Origin of the sequence: Microseira sp. BLCC-F43 (genome assembly GCF_041929235.1) — a bacterium.
Lineage (GTDB): Bacteria > Cyanobacteriota > Cyanobacteriia > Cyanobacteriales > Aerosakkonemataceae > Microseira.
This window is the reverse complement of sequence record NZ_JBHFNP010000045.1, coordinates 20,138-37,432: the sequence shown is the minus strand read 5'-3', so window position 1 is coordinate 37,432 and position 17,295 is coordinate 20,138. Positions and strand designations below refer to the sequence as shown.

General features: G+C 43.7%; 19 protein-coding genes. 9 read left to right on the top strand and 10 right to left on the bottom strand.

Translation table 11 applies throughout. From position 1 onward, the window contains the following. Positions 1–100: 100 nt before the first annotated feature. Together ACE1CM_RS08515 and ACE1CM_RS08510 are read right to left on the bottom strand one after the other, a co-directional pair. Positions 101–1,150 carry an isochorismatase gene (locus tag ACE1CM_RS08515; protein WP_374876978.1) on the bottom strand — a complete coding sequence of 350 codons (1,050 nt, stop codon included), beginning with the start codon at positions 1,148–1,150 and terminating at the stop codon, positions 101–103. Between the two features lie 269 nt (positions 1,151–1,419). Further along, the gene (locus ACE1CM_RS08510; protein ID WP_374876977.1) at positions 1,420–1,995 is read right to left on the bottom strand and encodes a DUF924 family protein; all 576 of its coding nucleotides are present in this window, start codon (positions 1,993–1,995) and stop codon (positions 1,420–1,422) included. A 301-nt stretch (positions 1,996–2,296) separates the two neighbouring features. Here ACE1CM_RS08510 and ACE1CM_RS08505 point away from each other — a divergent pair, with 301 nt between their 5' ends. After that, positions 2,297–3,400 carry an alpha/beta hydrolase family protein gene (locus ACE1CM_RS08505; RefSeq protein ID WP_374876976.1) on the top strand — a complete coding sequence of 368 codons (1,104 nt, stop codon included), beginning with the start codon at positions 2,297–2,299 and terminating at the stop codon, positions 3,398–3,400. A gap of 357 nt (positions 3,401–3,757) precedes the next feature. Here ACE1CM_RS08505 and ACE1CM_RS08500 read toward each other — a convergent pair whose 3' ends face one another. Continuing rightward, entirely contained in the window at positions 3,758–5,623 is a 1,866-nt protein-coding gene (locus ACE1CM_RS08500; RefSeq protein WP_374876975.1) for a tetratricopeptide repeat protein, read from the bottom strand. 526 nt (positions 5,624–6,149) lie between these two features. On the opposite strand from ACE1CM_RS08500, the gene ACE1CM_RS08495 reads away from it, so the two are divergent. Further along, positions 6,150–6,326: an NblA/ycf18 family protein gene (locus ACE1CM_RS08495; RefSeq protein WP_226589113.1), complete on the top strand. Its 177-nt coding sequence runs from the start codon at positions 6,150–6,152 to the stop codon at positions 6,324–6,326. 122 nt (positions 6,327–6,448) lie between these two features. Here the strand turns inward: ACE1CM_RS08495 and ACE1CM_RS08490 are convergent, their stop codons facing one another. After that, positions 6,449–7,660: a threonine ammonia-lyase gene (locus ACE1CM_RS08490; protein ID WP_374876974.1), complete on the bottom strand. Its 1,212-nt coding sequence runs from the start codon at positions 7,658–7,660 to the stop codon at positions 6,449–6,451. 118 nt (positions 7,661–7,778) lie between these two features. Then, positions 7,779–8,234 carry a DUF29 domain-containing protein gene (locus tag ACE1CM_RS08485; RefSeq protein ID WP_374876973.1) on the bottom strand — a complete coding sequence of 152 codons (456 nt, stop codon included), beginning with the start codon at positions 8,232–8,234 and terminating at the stop codon, positions 7,779–7,781. Between the two features lie 238 nt (positions 8,235–8,472). Here ACE1CM_RS08485 and ACE1CM_RS08480 point away from each other — a divergent pair, with 238 nt between their 5' ends. After that, positions 8,473–8,985: a late competence development ComFB family protein gene (locus ACE1CM_RS08480; RefSeq protein ID WP_374876972.1), complete on the top strand. Its 513-nt coding sequence runs from the start codon at positions 8,473–8,475 to the stop codon at positions 8,983–8,985. 26 nt (positions 8,986–9,011) lie between these two features. On the opposite strand, the gene ACE1CM_RS08475 is transcribed toward ACE1CM_RS08480, so the two are convergent. The 3 genes from ACE1CM_RS08475 to ACE1CM_RS08465 all read right to left on the bottom strand — a co-directional run bounded on the left by ACE1CM_RS08475 (position 9,012) and on the right by ACE1CM_RS08465 (position 10,473). Then, positions 9,012–9,773 (bottom strand): winged helix-turn-helix domain-containing protein, encoded by a 762-nt coding sequence (locus ACE1CM_RS08475; protein WP_374876971.1) that lies wholly within the window; start codon positions 9,771–9,773, stop codon positions 9,012–9,014. Beyond that, positions 9,770–9,916, bottom strand: coding sequence for a hypothetical protein (locus tag ACE1CM_RS08470; RefSeq protein WP_374876970.1), 147 nt, complete (start codon positions 9,914–9,916; stop codon positions 9,770–9,772). Before ACE1CM_RS08470 ends, ACE1CM_RS08475 begins: the two co-directional genes overlap by 4 nt. Positions 9,917–10,059: 143 nt before the next feature. Further along, positions 10,060–10,473, bottom strand: coding sequence for a hypothetical protein (locus ACE1CM_RS08465; RefSeq protein WP_374876969.1), 414 nt, complete (start codon positions 10,471–10,473; stop codon positions 10,060–10,062). A 200-nt stretch (positions 10,474–10,673) separates the two neighbouring features. On the opposite strand from ACE1CM_RS08465, the gene ACE1CM_RS08460 reads away from it, so the two are divergent. Both ACE1CM_RS08460 and ACE1CM_RS08455 read left to right on the top strand, forming a co-directional pair. Continuing rightward, entirely contained in the window at positions 10,674–11,141 is a 468-nt protein-coding gene (locus tag ACE1CM_RS08460) for a dynamin family protein (protein ID WP_374876968.1), read from the top strand. After that, the gene (locus ACE1CM_RS08455; protein WP_374877026.1) at positions 11,044–11,718 is read left to right on the top strand and encodes a hypothetical protein; all 675 of its coding nucleotides are present in this window, start codon (positions 11,044–11,046) and stop codon (positions 11,716–11,718) included. The genes ACE1CM_RS08460 and ACE1CM_RS08455 overlap by 98 nt, the downstream gene beginning before the upstream one ends. Positions 11,719–12,711: 993 nt before the next feature. On the opposite strand, the gene fusA is transcribed toward ACE1CM_RS08455, so the two are convergent. Next, positions 12,712–14,769, bottom strand: coding sequence for an elongation factor G (fusA, locus tag ACE1CM_RS08450; protein ID WP_374876967.1), 2,058 nt, complete (start codon positions 14,767–14,769; stop codon positions 12,712–12,714). A gap of 372 nt (positions 14,770–15,141) precedes the next feature. Between fusA and ACE1CM_RS08445 the strand changes: the two genes are divergently transcribed. The 4 genes from ACE1CM_RS08445 (at position 15,142) to ACE1CM_RS08430 (ending at position 16,566) form a co-directional block, all read left to right on the top strand. Continuing rightward, positions 15,142–15,366 (top strand): hypothetical protein, encoded by a 225-nt coding sequence (locus tag ACE1CM_RS08445; RefSeq protein ID WP_374876966.1) that lies wholly within the window; start codon positions 15,142–15,144, stop codon positions 15,364–15,366. Between the two features lie 116 nt (positions 15,367–15,482). Further along, positions 15,483–15,605: a MerR family DNA-binding transcriptional regulator gene (locus ACE1CM_RS08440; protein ID WP_374876965.1), complete on the top strand. Its 123-nt coding sequence runs from the start codon at positions 15,483–15,485 to the stop codon at positions 15,603–15,605. Positions 15,606–15,628: 23 nt separating this feature from the next. Next, complete coding sequence (locus tag ACE1CM_RS08435; protein WP_374876964.1) at positions 15,629–16,258, top strand: GyrI-like domain-containing protein; 630 nt, start codon at positions 15,629–15,631, stop codon at positions 16,256–16,258. Positions 16,259–16,341: 83 nt separating this feature from the next. Beyond that, entirely contained in the window at positions 16,342–16,566 is a 225-nt protein-coding gene (locus ACE1CM_RS08430; protein ID WP_374876963.1) for a hypothetical protein, read from the top strand. A 44-nt stretch (positions 16,567–16,610) separates the two neighbouring features. Here the strand turns inward: ACE1CM_RS08430 and ACE1CM_RS08425 are convergent, their stop codons facing one another. Next, on the bottom strand, positions 16,611–17,294 hold the full coding sequence (locus ACE1CM_RS08425; RefSeq protein ID WP_374876962.1) for a Uma2 family endonuclease: 684 nt from the start codon (positions 17,292–17,294) through the stop codon (positions 16,611–16,613). Between the last annotated feature and the right edge of the window lies 1 nt (position 17,295).

The window sequence follows — 17,295 nt, the reverse complement described above, 5'->3', positions numbered from 1 at the left end:
GGTAATAGCAAAAGTCCTCTAAAGAGGACTGGAAAAAAGCAAGCATCAGTCCATTTTAATGGACTTTAGCTATTAGCAAGGAAATTTATTTCCTGGCGGGCTATAACCTTGCGGGCGATAACCAAGTATCAATTGCCTGAGTTGATTTTACAACGTGCATCCCAGCATCAGCAAAGCGTTGAAAAGCGGCATCCGCTTGTTCGCTAAAATCAATTATCCCTGGAACTACAACTGGCGATGTGCAATCTTCCAACAGATAGATTTTTTTAGCCAGATTCGCATCTTTTGCCATAATTTCCGTCAGCAAATCGTCTATTGTCCAAGCGACGCAGTGACTTTTAGCTTGTCCCGCAATAATTACTTTGTCAAATTCCAGCAATTTTTGCATAAAAGATGCATTTTTCTGAGCAATAAGACTCCCGTCGTAACTATCTAAAACTTCGGGACGCAGGACAGAGTAATTTTCAGTTAGGGGATTGTTACCTTTAATTTCAAACAGCGTTTGACTGTTCCTAGCTATGTTATGGAAAAATATCGCTTCTTCCACAGCAGAAACTAAAGCGTGACCAATCCCGCCCAACATAGAATGATAAGGCCAAACGGTTAAAGGATATTTGCCTTCATCGCTCAATTTTTGGACGTAGTGCAAGGCATGTTTTTGCAATAAGTTGTAGTCGCCATTGGCAATGCTGTAAGCAATATCTGGATTAACTTGCCAAATGCCTTTTTGCACGTCATCTAAAGTAATGCTAGTTGTTGGTTTAGGATGTTCGCCAGCATTGTTTACCCAGAATAGGGGATGGAAAATTTGCGCGGCGGTGTGGGTGTCCATTGTGGGTGCAATGGTTGTGATTGCCCCTAAGTTGCGATAGATAAATTCGCACAGTCGCACGTTGTCATCGACGGCACCCGTACCCGAACGACCTCCAACAAATAATTCAAATTCGGGAATGCAAAAGGTGTTCTGAACGTCAATTGCTAATAAACAAATGCGGGTTTTGTCTTTAGCTGCGGGTTGAATATTATGCTGTTTTGCCCAGGTTTTGGCTTCTGAGGCTAGGTGTTGGTAATTAACTCGCCAAACTTCTCCAACTTTACTGGAGTCAAAGTGAGATGGGATTGGTAGTTCTTTAATTGTTTGTGTTGCCATAAGATTAAACCGCCAAGAAGCCAAGAACGCCAAGATTAGAAGTTAATAGAGATTATTTCACAGGACTTACGCAGCAACTCTATATATGGTGGTGACGGTGCGTTACGCTGTCGCTAACGCACCCTACATATGGAAACTTTGCGTAAGTCCTGTTTCACTTATTATAACTCTTCAAAAAACTAGAGTCTAGGGCAGGCAAGATGCCCACCTCACAATAGTTTTTGTAGCGATCTATTAGCAATTAGCAATTAGCAATTAGCAATTCCCCATTAAAATGATGAATTTGGTTGTTTCAGAAATTCCGCTTCTTCTGGCGTCGTTTCGCGGCCTAAAATTTGATTGCGATGGGGAAAGCGTCCGAATCGTTCGATAATTTTTAGGTGTCGAATGGCGTAGTCAAGCGCGCCTGCACAATCAGGATATTCGTTTAACCCATTACATAACTCGACTGCTTGATGTTGAGCGGCAAGATTTTCGCTATGTTCAAAAGGTAAGTAAATAAACCATCGCTGTACGGGTAATAATTCGCGTTCAAAACGATTATTAACAGCGTGGTTTGCTACTGAGAGTGCTTGGGAGTCGGTGGCGAATGCTTTCGGTGTACCGCGAAATATGTTTCTGGGAAATTGATCTAGCAAAATTATCAACGCCAGACAAGTTTGAGGTGAATTTTTCCATTCATCCAGTTTGCCTGATGCGGCTAATTCGTAGTCTGTTTGAAATTGCGATCGCACTGTAATATCGAATTCTGGATCTGACGCGAACCAAAACTGGCGAGGTTTGCCGTAGCTAGACTCGTCGGGGTGACCAAACCAAAAATTTAGGATTTCTTGAAATTGTGACATACTGCCCGCCTCCACCTGAATCGTTACAAAAAAGTTGGCTTCGCCCTCAGTGCGTATAAACACTAAAACTTTATCTTAAATTTGTATTATTTAAAACTAAAATATAGTTAAAAAATGTTAACCTAATCCTCGGTCAAACTAGAACACAAATCTGTATTTTTATAAATTGTATTTAGGTATTTTAATTTGTATTTTTTGGATGAAGATTGCGCGGAATTACTTGCTATTCATGCTCAAAACAGATAATTATTAGTTTACAATAAAGCATAACTAAAAGGTTAACTATATCGGGAGGTTTTTTGTGACTAATATCAAAGCTTTATCAATAGTTTTCACAAGTGCATCGTTGCTGTTGTTAAGTCCAGACAAAAAAGCGGGTGCTGCAACATTTAATCCTTCTCCTATATTTGAAGATGTTGCGAGCTACACCACTACTATTTCTGCAAATAACGATATAGCTGATATTTACTTTCCCAACCCACCTAACCGACAAACTGGTAATTACTCATTTCCTGTTGCTTTGTTGTTGCAAGGCTTAAATGTAGATAAATCAGATTACTCTAATTTTGCTAACATCGTAGCTCGCTATGGATTTGTGGTAGTTGTACCCAACAGTCTCAGGACTTTGCCTCCGCCCCTACAACCAGTATTTGGAAATACAGCGCTGTTCCCTCAAATATCACAAATTGACGCTGTTATGGCACAAATAAAGATAGAAAACTCGAATCCAGTTTCACCTGTTGCTGGCATTGTCAATACAGAAAAACTAGGTTTGCTCGGTCATTCCGCCGGAGGCGCTGTTGGGCTGTCTGCTATTGCAAATATCTGCCTTCCTTTTATATGTGATGGTTCATTTAGCAGACCGAAAGAACTTGTCGCAGGTGCGTTTTTTGGTGCAAATTTACGCAACCAACTTACTCAAGAATTCATCCCCATCAATAATTCTGGAATTCCCACTGCGCTGTTGCAGGGAAATCTAGATAGTATTGCTCTTCCTTTGAGAGCGCAAATAACTTACGACAACATTCAAACCCCTCCCAAAGCGTTGGTTAGTATTCCAGGTGCTAACCATTATGGGATTACAAATAGCAACAATCCTCCAGGTCTAGTACCTGACAGCAACGCTCCCACCATTGCACAAGATGTAGCAGTAGAAACTGTAGCTCGTTGGAGCGGTTTGTTTTTACGCGCGAGTATTCTTGACGACAAAGATGCTTTTAATTACGTGTATTTTACAGGTGATACAACTGACCCGAATGTAACTGTAGTTAGCGTCGCAAAACCTGTTCCAGAACCAGCAAATGAACTGGGTTTGGTAGTGCTAGGTGTTGGCGGCGCAGTGACTTTGAAGATTCACAAATACAGGCGCAATAAGAGTAGGAGCAAACGCGAGGTTTACTATTAATATCAAATCCGCTTTGATCGCCCCTTTTATGCCGAACGACGCGCATTCGCGGCTACACAAACAAAGCCCGCCTTCGCGGGCTATAAAATAAAGGGGGGCTTTTGTATCAAAGGTTATATCATGTCCTTAAGATTACCCATAATCATCAGCCAGGACACGGCACGATCAAAGTTATCTGTTTGTCCGAGATATCGTCAGATGCCGTGTCCCTACGCAACGACTGGGTGAGGTTTTTTTATTTCTCGTTATTTCTCGTTCCCAGGTTCAACCTGGGAACGAGATCCGGGAGGTTCTACCTCCCGTAGTCCAAGATGTGAGGTTATTAATTATCAAGTAAGATTAATCCGCTAACGCACCCTACTGGTATTTTTCCAACAATTGCGGGATGTAATCGTAGCCATCTACGCCAATTACAGCAATGATTTGAGGGCGATATTTTTGCAGGATATTTCGGAAGGTTTCATTGCCAACTTGTCCGCGCAAGATTGTTACCAATCCGGCTGTTTGTCGCCATTGGGGTGAGTTTATTTGCTCTAATAAATACATCCCCAAGCTGCCAATGTAGATAGCTTTTTCAGTTTGTTGCAAGCTGTAATTTGCTTCTGCTAAGTAACTCAAATTTAGCCCTTGGAGATACAAATCGCCCGATTTTTGCGCCGCTTCAAACCCTGATTGCAGATAGTTAATAGCAACTTGCGGCTGAGATAAAACAATGTGGGCAATGCCGAGACTGCTGCAACAAAGTGCCTTACTTTGTTGCAAGGCAAAACCGGCACCGTAGTTGTCGCCCAATCGTTCGGATAGTTGCAATCCTTGTTGCAGGTAATTAATCGCGCTTTCGTAAACTTCTGGTTCGGCGCGTTCTAATTGTTGGGCTTGAATAACTTCGCTGTAACCTAAATTTGCGAGGGCGTTGGCTTCTCCTAAACGATCGCCACTCTGACGGCTTAATATTAAGGCGCGTTGGCTGTAATTGATGGCTTCGGGATAGTTCTTTTGCGCTACGTGGATGCGACTGATGTGATTGAGATTGGCAATTTCGCAAATGCGATCGCTCTCCCTTCTCGCAATCTCCAACGCCTGTTCGTGAAACGATATCGCCTCTTTATAACGCCCGACTGTCCCCATCGAATATCCCAGTAAGGTCAGAATTCTTGCTTTCTCTTGAGTGCCTTCAACTCGTCGCAGTGGTTCGTCTAAATAATCCAATGTGGAACGCAACGCACTGCCGCTGAAAGAAGCAAAAATCCCGCCATAAAGGGGAAAGTAATTTCTTTGGGAAAAGTTTCGCAAGATTTGCAGCGTCACTTGAAAACAGCCGTTGGCGAATTGATTGTGAGAACTGGAACTAAACCCGCTGGCTAATTGCGACCAAATAAAGGCAAATGTCAAATAAGTGGAAATCGACAATTTTTCCGTAATTTTGGCATCGTAAACTAATTGATCGAACCAATTCACCAATCCCCGCTGCAAGCATTGTAAAATTACTGCCAATTCTACAAATCCGCTCAGTTCTGGATGTTGTTTTTCTGCCAGTTCGCCCACGGATTGATTCAGCGCCAAAGTGTGAAATAATGCTTTAGGAAATGGACTGTTAACTTGATTTGCCCATAGCCCCCAAGGACCCCGTTGTTCTGGTGCGCCTTCAAATCCGATGCTGCGATTTTGCTCGTACATCCAACTGACTAAATGTTCTTGCAATTTCTGCCAAGATTTTAGACCCTCGGTTAGACCAAAAGATAGCCGTTGCAAATCTCGCTTTGCTTCTGGATCGGATTCGGCTTGTTTTTGTAATGCTTTGGCTAATTGCTGAATTTGGTCTAAATTTAACGGTTGAGCTTGATTGGGGTCGATCGCTTGCAAAAGGTTGGTAAGTTGTTGGTTAGATTCGGCGAGTGCGATCGCATTCGTCGCCGCGAAAATCGCCGCCGATACCCGATTATCAACTTGATACCGGGAAAATTCGGCCTCAATCGTTTTCATCGCCCTCAAGCTGCGAGTAGCTTTTGCTTGCTTGAGTTCATCGGTGGGTTTGTCTATTTCAGATTGTGCCGCAACCATGCGATCGCTCAAACACCGCTCAAAAATTTCCCCCTCCCCCGCCGCAATCTCTTTCGCCAGCATTTGATACACTTGCTGTTTGGAGCGGATATTCCCTTTCAGGGTCATTTGGACGATTTCGTCGATTAGGGTAAGGTAGCGATCGCGTGGAGATTCTGACATAGACTTTCGCTTATCGGTTCTGCCACTAAAATAGCTCGTAATCTCGTTTCCCGCCTACCCGCAACAGTTGACAGCCCACTGTTGACTCCGGCTATTGGCGAGCTATAATATTAATTAAGGTAGATTTTACCAAAATTTTGGGGTTAAACTTCTCAGATCCTAGATAAATCTACCCAATCCGGTGCTTCTGCTTGAAGTGTGCGTACTTAAACGGACTTAACTTGCCTCACTGACAAATTGGTTACCTTAAAATTTTTTCCCAATTTGTTGCCCGCAATTCGCCTCGTAGATATCGTACACCACTGCAAGTTAAAATCGTCCTTCCTCTTTATTCTTTAACCTACGGACTATATCGTAAGTTCAGGTTAGTAGTGCAGATGCGTTCGCTGCATAGTGAGTCGTAATAGGCTCATCTGTCAGTAGAAAGAAGACAAGATCGCTCTATTTGGAGAGGAAATCAAAGCAACCGTCAGATTAAGCTCATAAACAAGAGGTTTTGAAAACTGTATGCCCTTGGAGGATTATTATGGACAGCAGCGCCTTTGAATTAACCCTGGAACAAGAATTCCAAATGAGATTGATGGAAGAATCAGCTCAGAACATGAGCCGCGAACAGATGATAGAAACCTTAATTCAAGCATCGCGGCTGCTAATGGTTAAAGACAACGTAATTCGCAATATGCTCAAACAGTGTGCGTTATAGTCAGAGCGGTGATGGTGAATTATTTAAGGGATGAAAGAGAGTGATGAAAGGCATCAAATCCTCGTAGAGGCGTTCTGCAACGCCTCTACATACTAAGGGTTAACTATATTTCCTCAAATACCCTACAACCCACACTTTAATGAAGATTGAAAACCCCGATCTATCAGCGTGTCGATAATTTGTTGCAGATGCTGAAGTCCGCGGGTCTGTAGCACAAATTCCACTTCTGCTAACTGCAAAGGTAAGCTGGTGAAGGCACGCTGATGGTGAAGTTCAACAATATTCCCGCCAACATCGCCAATGCACCGCGTCACCTCGGACAGTGCGCCCGGAACATCGCGGATTTGAACGCACAGTCGCGCCAGCCGACCAGAGCGAACCAAACTTCGCTGGATAATCGATGATAGGGTTAACAGGTCAATATTCCCGCCGCTTAAAATAACTCCTACTTTTCGTCCGGCAAAAAGTTGGCGATGCACAAGCAGTGCCGCGAGTCCAACTGCACCTGCTCCTTCTACAACTGTCTTTTCTAATTCCAGCAGCAAGCGCACGCTTTCTTCAATATCGCCTTCGTCTACCAGGAGAATTTTATCAACTAGCTTTTGTACAATCGGGAGCGTTAACTTTCCGGGTGCTTTGATGGCAATTCCATCGGCAATTGTTGAGCCGCCGCAGGTAGTTGGTTTACCTTCTAATGCTTGTAACATAGAAGGAAAGCGGGCAGTTTGTACGCCGATTATTTTAATATTAGGTTGAACGCTTTTGGCTGCGATTGCATTCCCCGAAATTAGTCCTCCGCCTCCTACAGGAACTACCAGCACCTCCAAGTCGGGGTAAGTTGCCAGCATTTCCAAAGCAATTGTTCCTTGTCCGGTAATAATCTTTTCGTCATCATAGGGAGGAACGATACAAAGCTGCCTTTCCTGGGCAATTTGTTGGGCTAATCCAAAAGTTTCATCTAGAATTTCTCCATGTAAAATTACCTCGGCACCAAACGAACGAGTGCGTTCTACTTTAGCATTTGGCGTGAAGTGGGGCATCACAATTAAAGCTGGAATACCTAAGCGCTGAGCTTGGTATGCAACTGCTTGGGCGTGGTTACCTGCTGACATGGCAATTACCCCTTTCTGCCGTTGTTCTGGCGTCAGGGAAAGCAGCTTTACTAAAGCACCGCGTTCTTTAAATGCGCCGACAAATTGCAGGTTTTCAAACTTTAGGATGACTTCTGCTCCAACCATTTCAGAAAGCTTGCGGGAATAGGAGCAGGGAGTATGAGCAACTTGGGAGCAAATTAACTCAGATGCTTTGCGGATATCTTGCAATGTGATAGTCATATTTTTATGTGGAAACGAGCCACCAATTAAAATGCGCTGGCAGCTCAAGTGCGTATATTACTTAACTTATCCCTTCACTGTTGCTAAATCGGTGTTTTGAGACAATTCTACATCAATATCATTCTGGCATGAAATTAGAGTCTAAAACTTCTGTAGATGTATAAGGACATAATTGGGGAAAAGTTGCTTCTGGCAGTCCAGTTTCAGCACTTGCTTGTTCAATTGCATCCAAATAGCATTCAGCAAATACCTCTTCAATATAAGGTTTGAGGCTGGGAGAATCCTTAACGGCTTCGCGAATGCGTCTGCGATGCTCGACTATGCTGCCCTTCCAGCTACCGCTTCTCAATTCTGGCTGATATTGCCATTTGAGCAAGTGCAGCAGAACAATAATAAGATTACTTTTTAGACTCCTACGCTCACTCCGCCCCATGTCCTCAAATTCCTCAATTAGATTTTCCCAGTCGATGTTTGAAAAGTCCTTTACTCGTAATTTTTCCACTGTAGTTTCAATCCATTTCAGGTAATCTGTCTCGTATAAGCTGTGTCGGTTAGCTTCTAGGTTTATCTTCATAACGGCTGACTGAAGGAACGCTTTTCAGGGTGGATTGCTATTTATATTTTAGGCGAACGCGAGTGCGGAAGGGAGGCATATCGCACCAGCCTATACGCACATATACTCATTCTGCTGCTACCCTTGCGGGTAGTTTTACCCAAATCTTTAAAATCTGCCAACAAATCGCTAATTTCCACAAAAATTTCACACCCTGTCTGTAACGTATGTATCAGTCCAGATTAGAAAACCATCAACCATGAATGCCATCGAACCCACTCAGGTTCAAGTTTGTCGTAACGTCATGGAAACTCTTGTCTCTAAAGAGATAGACGCACAACTGCTCTTGCTACCGCCTCGCGTCGCGCAATCTATTAATAAAATTGATGTGATGACCTACGCAATGAATAGATTGCCAGCGCTGTATGCTTCGAGTCAAAAGGGTTGGCAGTACCAAATCTCTCGCGCCCAAAAGCAGTATGGTCAGCAGATATTACTAGCTGTACGTCAGGCAATAATAGCAGTGCAACGCGATCCCTTGCGAAGGGTAATTCCCCTCCAGTCCCACGGCGATGTACAATCCCAAGCAGCTCAGGTTGCGCTAGATAAACTAAAGGAATTACTCCAAAACGAGCAGCTGTCTTGGAGTAATTTAGTAGTCGTTGTTGAGCAAAGTCTGATTAAAGCTTCCCGTGGAGAAATGAATAGCAAATCCCCGCGTTTCCTCGCCCGCTCAATTGATATGTGGGAGAGACATGGTTACTTGAGGTAAGCAAAGCTTGCTGCAATATATAGATTTTAGTTCCCTGACTCGCTCTCGCCAGACCCAATCATTAGTAAATATGATTCGTTTTGTTGTTGAACCACCTGCTGTTTCCAAACCATTTTTTCTGAAGAGTCCTCAAACAAAACAAGTAATTGTTGGTTTGAATGCTCTTGGGTTGGCTCTGCCATTACATAAATATTTATATAATCAGGCCGTAAACTATTGCAAGATCTAGCAATCTCTTTGATCTCAAAACTGGGGCGTTGATTTTCCAGAATCTCTAAAAGAATAGATTCGATTCCAGTCAACTCTGGGAAGGCTAGGGTAACTTCTCTGCCTATAGCGAGATCGGCAGGGTAATCGGAATATTTTTTAACTTCCGGAGAAATATTTTTAACAACTAAGTCTCTATCCACTATTAGATACTCCATGTTATGCAATGCCAGGAGTTTCATCAGCGGTGAACTCAACGAATTATCCGATTTTGTTGTGTTTCCTGACAAAGGCTTAAGGCGATAACCCAAACCGTGGACTGTCTGGATTAAATCTTCGGCGCCTGCTTCTTTGAGTTTACGTCGCAATCCTTTAATATGAGTTCTGACTGCATTTTCAGTTGGAATTGAATCGTCAACCCAAATGCGTTCAATAATAGCAGCCGAACTTAAAACATGATTCGGATGATCGAGAAATAACTTTAGCAGTTCGTATTCTTTGGGATACAAGCGCAGAAGGGTTCCTTTGTAACTTACTTCACATGCTTCAGGATCTAAATGTAAATCTTCCCGCTGATTCATCGGTCATACTCCAACAAAACGAAAATAGGGGTGCGGTCAATTTTAGTTGCTAGGATGCCAAGGAAGGTGGTGAACCTATCGTCCTCATCTCCCTCGTCTTCCTTATCTTTGCTCTCTCGATCGCACCCCTGTATATCACACACTTTATTAGCACGCTGTGACCAAGATCAAGCCAAATTTTCACAAATCTTACACGCAAGCTCTGTAAGCTGGAGATCTGTTGAGGTCAGAAAAACCAATATGTCAACAACTGAAGCAACCAGATTTGTGGAAGTGAAGGTTGATTCTAAACGTCATTTACGAGCAGTTTTGACACCTCTGCGTGCATCAGGGCGATAGCCGGATCCCGTTGGATAGCACGATAGTATCGCGTTTTTAAGCTGGGGCCTTCTTCTGATGGATCTAGCAGCATTCTTGCTTCTTCTAGCAGCTGATTGGCTTCGGTTAACGTTACGGGTTCTTTGCTACTGAGGAAAGTATCCATCTGAACGATAAATTGGGAAATAGGACGCAACCAGCTAAACCAATCGTGATTGATAACCAGTTGAAAAAACTCGGTGCTGGATTGAATGCGTCCGTAAAATTGTTCGTAAACAACCCGTTCGGACTCTAGTAGCGCTTTGTGAAGGCGCAGTATACCTTGACGTACCAGGCGCAGGCGTTGCAGCGTGAAATCTAGGGATGGATTGGATGCAGACATGGGGAAGCGCGATCGCTAGACACTTTCCCCATCTTGCCATATCTATCGCTACCAGATCGCCAGTTCACTAATAGTTGAGCCGATCTCAGGCCATACTGTAGTCAGACTCTTGACTCCAGACTCTGGTATTTTATCCGCGAAATTTGGGCAAGCTAAAGTCTGAAGTGATTTGTCTGTCCTCTTAGTTCCAGGAAAAATCCATGAGCGATAATGTTAAAGCATCTGGCTGGATCGAAGATTTAGATCGCGTTGTCAAAGTTCGTACCGAAGTTGCCGATCTTTTGGATGCGATCGCCCAAACTCTCACTCAAGTGGAGTCCGAAGGCGAAAAAATCTCCGGAAAATTAGGATTGGATCGAGATATCGAACGTCTCGTTACCACGGGGGAGAACTTGCGCCAGGGTGTATTTCAACTCCTGGTTTTAGGGGATATGAAGCGGGGAAAAACTACTTTTCTCAATGCTTTACTGGGACAGAATTTACTCCCCAGCGATGTCAATCCCTGTACGGCTTTGTTGACGGTGCTAAAGTACGGTGAAACCGAGAAAGTAACTTGCGGCTTGGGAATTCATCGCAAACAAAAAAATCGCCGCCGCCTTCTCCCAACTAGAAGAAAAAGCAGCAAACTACCCGATACAATACGACGAAGTTGTGGAAGCGATGAATAGTAAACTCCTGCGCTATCGATTTTACGCGGTGGGACATGTTTATAAACCCGCTGCCTCAACTTGGGCGGATTCTGTCATGGATGGATTTGGAGCAATTCCAGATAGTCTCAACCGAGGAATTGGCTCTTTTAATATGTTTTGGCAAAGCGTTCTTTCTTGTGTTTGCGTTACCCTCGTCCTCCAGGCAATCGGCATAATTTTTGCTAGTTTAACCCTCTCTGTATTGGGGGAAATTTTAGCCGGAATTGGGGTAATAGCAATCCAAGCCGAGTACGTGCGACAACAATTCATTGCCGCAACTAAGAAAGAATTCACCAAATACCAGCCGCAAATAGCCGAAGAGCAACAGCAAACTATTTTTGAAGCCGTGCAAAAATGCTTCGATGTGTACGAAAATCAGGTGAGCGATCGCATCAACGCCGATATCAACTCCCGCCAAGCCGAGTTAAACAACTTGCTGCTGCAAAAACAGTTGCAGGAAATCGACCGAGAAGCCGAAACTCTCCGATTGAAAACTGCGGAAAGCACCCTTTTATCTCGCTTGCGTCAAATTGATTTGGTGCGCGCATCTTTGTAGTTTCATGCACGCAAACAAACCGGGTTTCTCTGAAAAATTGTTTATGGAAACGAGAGATAGTAGCAAGAAACAAAGGTGATGGCTTCGGGAAATCTATTTTCACAGCGAGTAGCTCAAGTTCATAACCTCAAATCCATAACCCGCCCGGAAATAAATTTCAAAGGCTTTTAGCTAAAGTCCTCTTAAGAGGACTGAAAGCTTTTGATCGTAAGTATTTAGTCCTCTGAGCGAGGACTTTCGTTACTCGCTGTGGGAATTTATTCCCTGGCGGATGTTGGGACTGGTGCAAGATGTGAGTAACCTCAAATCCATAACCCGCCCGGAAATAAATTTCAAAGGCTTTTAGCCCAAGTCCGTTGAAACGGACTGAAAAGCATCTGATCTCAATAGTTGGTTTTAACCAACTTTAGCTACTCGCTGTGGGAATTTATTCCCTGGCGGGCTGGCTTGTTATCTCAGAGCTTGGCCTCGTCGCGCGTAAGTTATGATTGCCAAAAATTGTGGTAATATTATACCAGATTAGACTGTAAACAAATACAATAATTTTTATATTGAAGATGGTGACTGAATTGGAATTTAACTTTTTTCAACAGTGGTATCCCGTTTCACCACTAGAAGATCTCGCTCCAACCCGCCCGACGGCAGTTACCCTTTTAGGTCGTCGTCTCGCAATCTGGAAGCCGAGTTTTTCGGAACAATATTGCCCTTAATTATTCTGGCGTTAATTGGATTAGGAGGGTATGCTTGGCTGAAATTCTGGCTAGAACCAAAATTTTACTTTGTGGACTACATACACGCCGATAAATAGATGCTGCTGGGTACAGTAAGCGATTTTAACGAACCGCTCCAGACGCAGAGAACGCAGAGAGAAGAGAAAAGAAGAGGTGAGAAGCGAGTAATATTGAATCGATTAACATCTCTCTTCTCTTTCTCTGTGTCCTCTGCGTCTCTGTGGTTTAATTTCTACGTCCTCATCGGTTTTGTGCGGAGTTGTTATCTCACCCCACGAGCAACTAATTGTTCCTGAACGCTAGGAGGAACTGGTTGATATTCGGCGAATTCCATCGAGAAATTTGCTTGTCCGGATGTCAGACTTCGCACCGCCATCGAATATCCAAACATCTCTCTCAACGGCACTTCTGCACGAATAACCGAATAATCTCCCATCGTTTCCGAACCTAACACCAACCCGTGACGGGAAGAAAGATCCCCCTGAATTCTTCCTACATACTCATTGGGCATTTCTACTTCCACGAGCATAATCGGTTCCAGGATAATTGGATGAGCTTTTTTGTAGACTTCCTCAAACGCATAACGCGCCGCAGTCCGAAATGCCAATTCGGAAGAATCTTCCCGATGATAGCTACCATTTTGGAGAATTACTTTCACTCCAGTGACTGGATAACCAATCAGAAGTCCGGAATTAATCGCATCGCGGAAACCTTTTTCGCAAGCGGCGATAAATTCTTTGGGAATCGCACCGCCAACGACTTTATTCTCGAATACAAACGTTTCCGTACAAGGTTGAATTCGACCCATAACCTGGGCGTATTGACCAGCACCACCCGTTTGCCGTTTCCAAGTATAGTCGAAGGTTACCGCTTTGGAAATCGTTTCGCGGTAAGCAACTGCTGGCGCACCAACATAAACCTCCGCGTTATATTCCCGCTTCATTCGTTCGATGTAAATTTCCAGATGGAGTTCTCCCATCCCCGAAATTAAAGTTTGTTTGGACTCCGGATCTATGGTGAGATGGAATGTTGGATCTTCACGTTCAAAGCGGGTGAGTGCTTTGGTCATTCGATCTGCATCTTCCTTGTGCTTTGGCGTCACGGAAAGCGTCACCACGGGTTCTGGTACGAACATTGCTTCCATTGAAAGCGAGGTGCCGTTGCTACAAAATGTATCCCCAGAGGCGCAGTCAATCCCAACTAACGCCACAATTTCACCAGCGGCGGCGATTTCGATGTTTTCCCGTTTATCGGCGTGCATTCGCACAAATCGTCCCACTGTAACCGCTTTGTTGGTGCGACTGTTGCGGATGCGATCGCCTTTCTTCAATGTCCCCGCATAAATCCGGGTATAAGTTAGTTGTCCAGCTTGTTCATCATCGGTAATTTTGAACGCCAGTGCAACCAACGGCGCATTTATATCTGCCGGAACATCAACTTTTTCATTCGTTTTGACATCGAACGCTTTCACCACTTCCCGATCGGTTGGCGATGGCAGATATAAGGTAACCGCATCGAGTAGGTTTTGCACCCCTTTATTCTTGAAAGCAGAACCAAGCAGAACGGGAGTCAGTTCCAAACTTAAAGTTGCCGCGCGAATCGTTGACCAAATTAATTCTTTGGGAACTTCTTCTCCATTCAGCAACTTTTCTGTCATCGCTTCCGAAAACAAAGAAAGGCGATCGAGCATTTTATCCCTTGCTTCTTGCGCTTGGGATAACAAGTTTTCGGGGATTGGTTTAACGACTCGATTTTCTCCATGTTCTCCTTCGTAATAATTCGCCGCCATCTCAATTAAATCGATAACGCCTGCGAATTCATGTTCTCTGCCAATCGGATATTGCAGCAATAAAGCATTCAAACCCAATTTATCTCTGAGTGCTTGCACAACCCGAAACGGATCTGCACCCACGCGGTCTAACTTGTTGATAAACGCGATGCGCGGAATGCGATATCGCTTCATTTGCCTATCAACAGTTATCGATTGAGATTGCACGCCACCAACCCCGCACAGCACCATAATTGCACCGTCGAGAACCCGCAAAGCGCGCTCAACTTCAATCGTAAAATCCACGTGTCCGGGAGTATCAATTAAGTTAATTTGGGTATCGTGCCACGTACAGGTTGTAGCAGCAGAGGTGATAGTAATTCCTTTTTCGATCTCTAGCTGCATGTAGTCCATCGTGGCACCTTCCACACCCACCTCGCCAATTTTGTGGATTCTGCCAGTGTAGAAAAGGATGCGTTCGGATAAAGTTGTTTTACCCGCATCGATGTGGGCAGAAATTCCAATGTTGCGAATTTTTTCCAGGGTAATCATAGGACTTGCTCCTTACTAGAGAGCGAAAAACATGTTTGACGCTTGCCGCGTCACCCTATATACTACATTGTGTCTTACACAAGCGTCAAGGAGCGAACGCGCAGGCAGAAATTCTCCTACCATGGGAGTCAAATAAATTGTACTGGCATAATCCAGGGTATAAGGGGAATTGTAAGAATTTCTTCAATTAACTTGATGTAACGCAAGTTGCTAGTTATAAACTTGGGGGTGGCTAATTGCTAATGGCTAATGGGAGCATTTTTCCTGCCATTAGCCATTAGCCATTAGCCGCTATGCATGAGATAACTAGAAACTTGAGTTATGTAGTTATTTGCGGTAACATCTATCTGAAGTTAGAAATTTATTGATTTTATGTGGCTTGTAATTATTAGCTGTTCGGGGGATGCGTGGAAACGTCATGGAGTGGAGTTTAAGGCAATGGCAGAAAAGTATGCCGGTACTTGTACATCTTCTAAAAAAATGCCCGATGGTCAACGTTTGATGGAATACAAAATAGAAGATGTAGGAGACGCAGAAGCGTTTCAAGATGAATGTCTTAACTTAGAAGGATTCACCGCTAGGTTTGAGTCGGTTTAACCTAGTAACTCAAGTTGCTCTTATAAAAGCGATCCCCCCAACCCCCCTTCCCAAGGGGGGCTTTTAAAGTTCTGCCCCCTTGACTCTCCCCTTGGGGTAGACGCCACAATAGCAGTATGAGCAACTTAGAGATATCCAACCTGATGTCAATAGGACAGTTCGCGGTGCGTTCGCGTCTTTCCATCAAAGCACTCAGACTCTATGATTCAATTGGTTTATTACCACCAACTACAAATTAATTGGTTGGTTGCGGTATATTGCAATGCCTTTAGATCGAATCGCCGAGTTATTAGAGTCTGACACAGAACAAGCACTACACCTTTTAAATGATTACTGGCAAAAGGTTGAAGTCAAAGTTGCTCAACAGCGTAAATTTGTGAAATACCTCCAGGATTATATCGGGGAAAAGGAGTCTGATATGACTTACGAGATTCAAGTAAGGAATGTACCTAAGCAGCAAATTATTAGCATCACCAAACGAGTCTACATTGATGATTTGGTCAAACATATCTGCGATTCATTTTCTGCCCTCCACGAACTTGCCAAACAGCAAAATATCGCCGTTATCGGTCACGAAACTGTAATTTATCACGGTCGCGTCGATGAAGATAGTAACGGTCCAGTGGAAGTTTGTTTGCCCGTCGCCGGAAATTTAACCGATAGTGGTAGCATCAAAGTCGGAGAATTATTAGCGGGAAAAGAAGTATTTACGCGCATTACGTTAAAACAATGTCAGTTTCCCGAAATTCTTCAAGCTTACGATGCCGTAGCAATGTGGTTGCATCAACAAGGATATCCCACGGCAGGTTCGCCCAGGGAGATATACTTTAATCAAGTGAAAGAATCGCAAGACGATCCGTTTTGCGATGTGGCGTGGCCTTTTTTAAGCTAGTTTAGATGGGAAGCGATCGCCCAAACATACTTCTTCGATCGAAATATGAGAAACTAAATTAGTTATTTAGTTTCAAATCGAGTATGTGGCGCGTAATTATTAGCTGTTCCGCAGAAGCTTGGAAAGCTTCTGCTGTTGAGTTTAAATCAATAGCAGAAAAGTATGCTGGTACTTGTATATCTTCTAAAAAAATGCCTGATGGTCAACGCTTGATGGAATATAAAATAGAAGATGTCAGCGACGCAGAAGCGTTTCAAGATGATTGCCTCAGATTAGAAGGATTTACTGCTACGTTTGAATCGCTTTAACTCAAGAAACCTGGTTTTTCAAGCAAACCGGGTTTCTGACTAATTTATCCTTGGTTTAAATTAGCGATCGCTTGACTAAACCAACTCGCTGCACTAATATTCGTTCCCTCGCTCAATCGTTCTAAAGTTTGGTCTAATAAAGAAATTGGTAATCCCTTCAAAACCACAGATTCAGTACAAAGTTTATAGCTACCATCCGACTGCAACCGAAAAGCAAACACCCGCTTCCCTCGTACATCAATCACCCAATATTCGGGAACTCCCAAAGTGGCATAAAGTTTTTTCTGTTCATCTAGGTCAGAAGACAGAGTAGTATCGCCGACTTCACAAACTAAATCGGGGACTCGCCATTGATTGAGATTAATATAACGAGATTGCCCTGGTTGCCATTGCGGAACCCCTTCACCGATGTATAAAACTATATCTGGCGATGCGGCTTGCGTATTTGGTTTTTCCAGTAAAACACCCCCTAAATCGCTTGCTGTTTGCTCTGGGAAGCAAGTAAACCAGATATAAAACAGCATGGCGAAAAGACGAGCAATACTGGCGTGGTTGATTCCTTCGTTACCCATGTCAACAAAAAGATAGTTTTGATTAAAAAACAGCCGAACTCTCTCTAAAGTTGGATCGTCGCGATAGCGTAAGTAATCTTCCCAATTTGCTGCCTCCCATTTGGGAAGCGAGGTGCTATCAGCTATTTGAGCAATTTTAGGCGTTGCAGTTGTCATA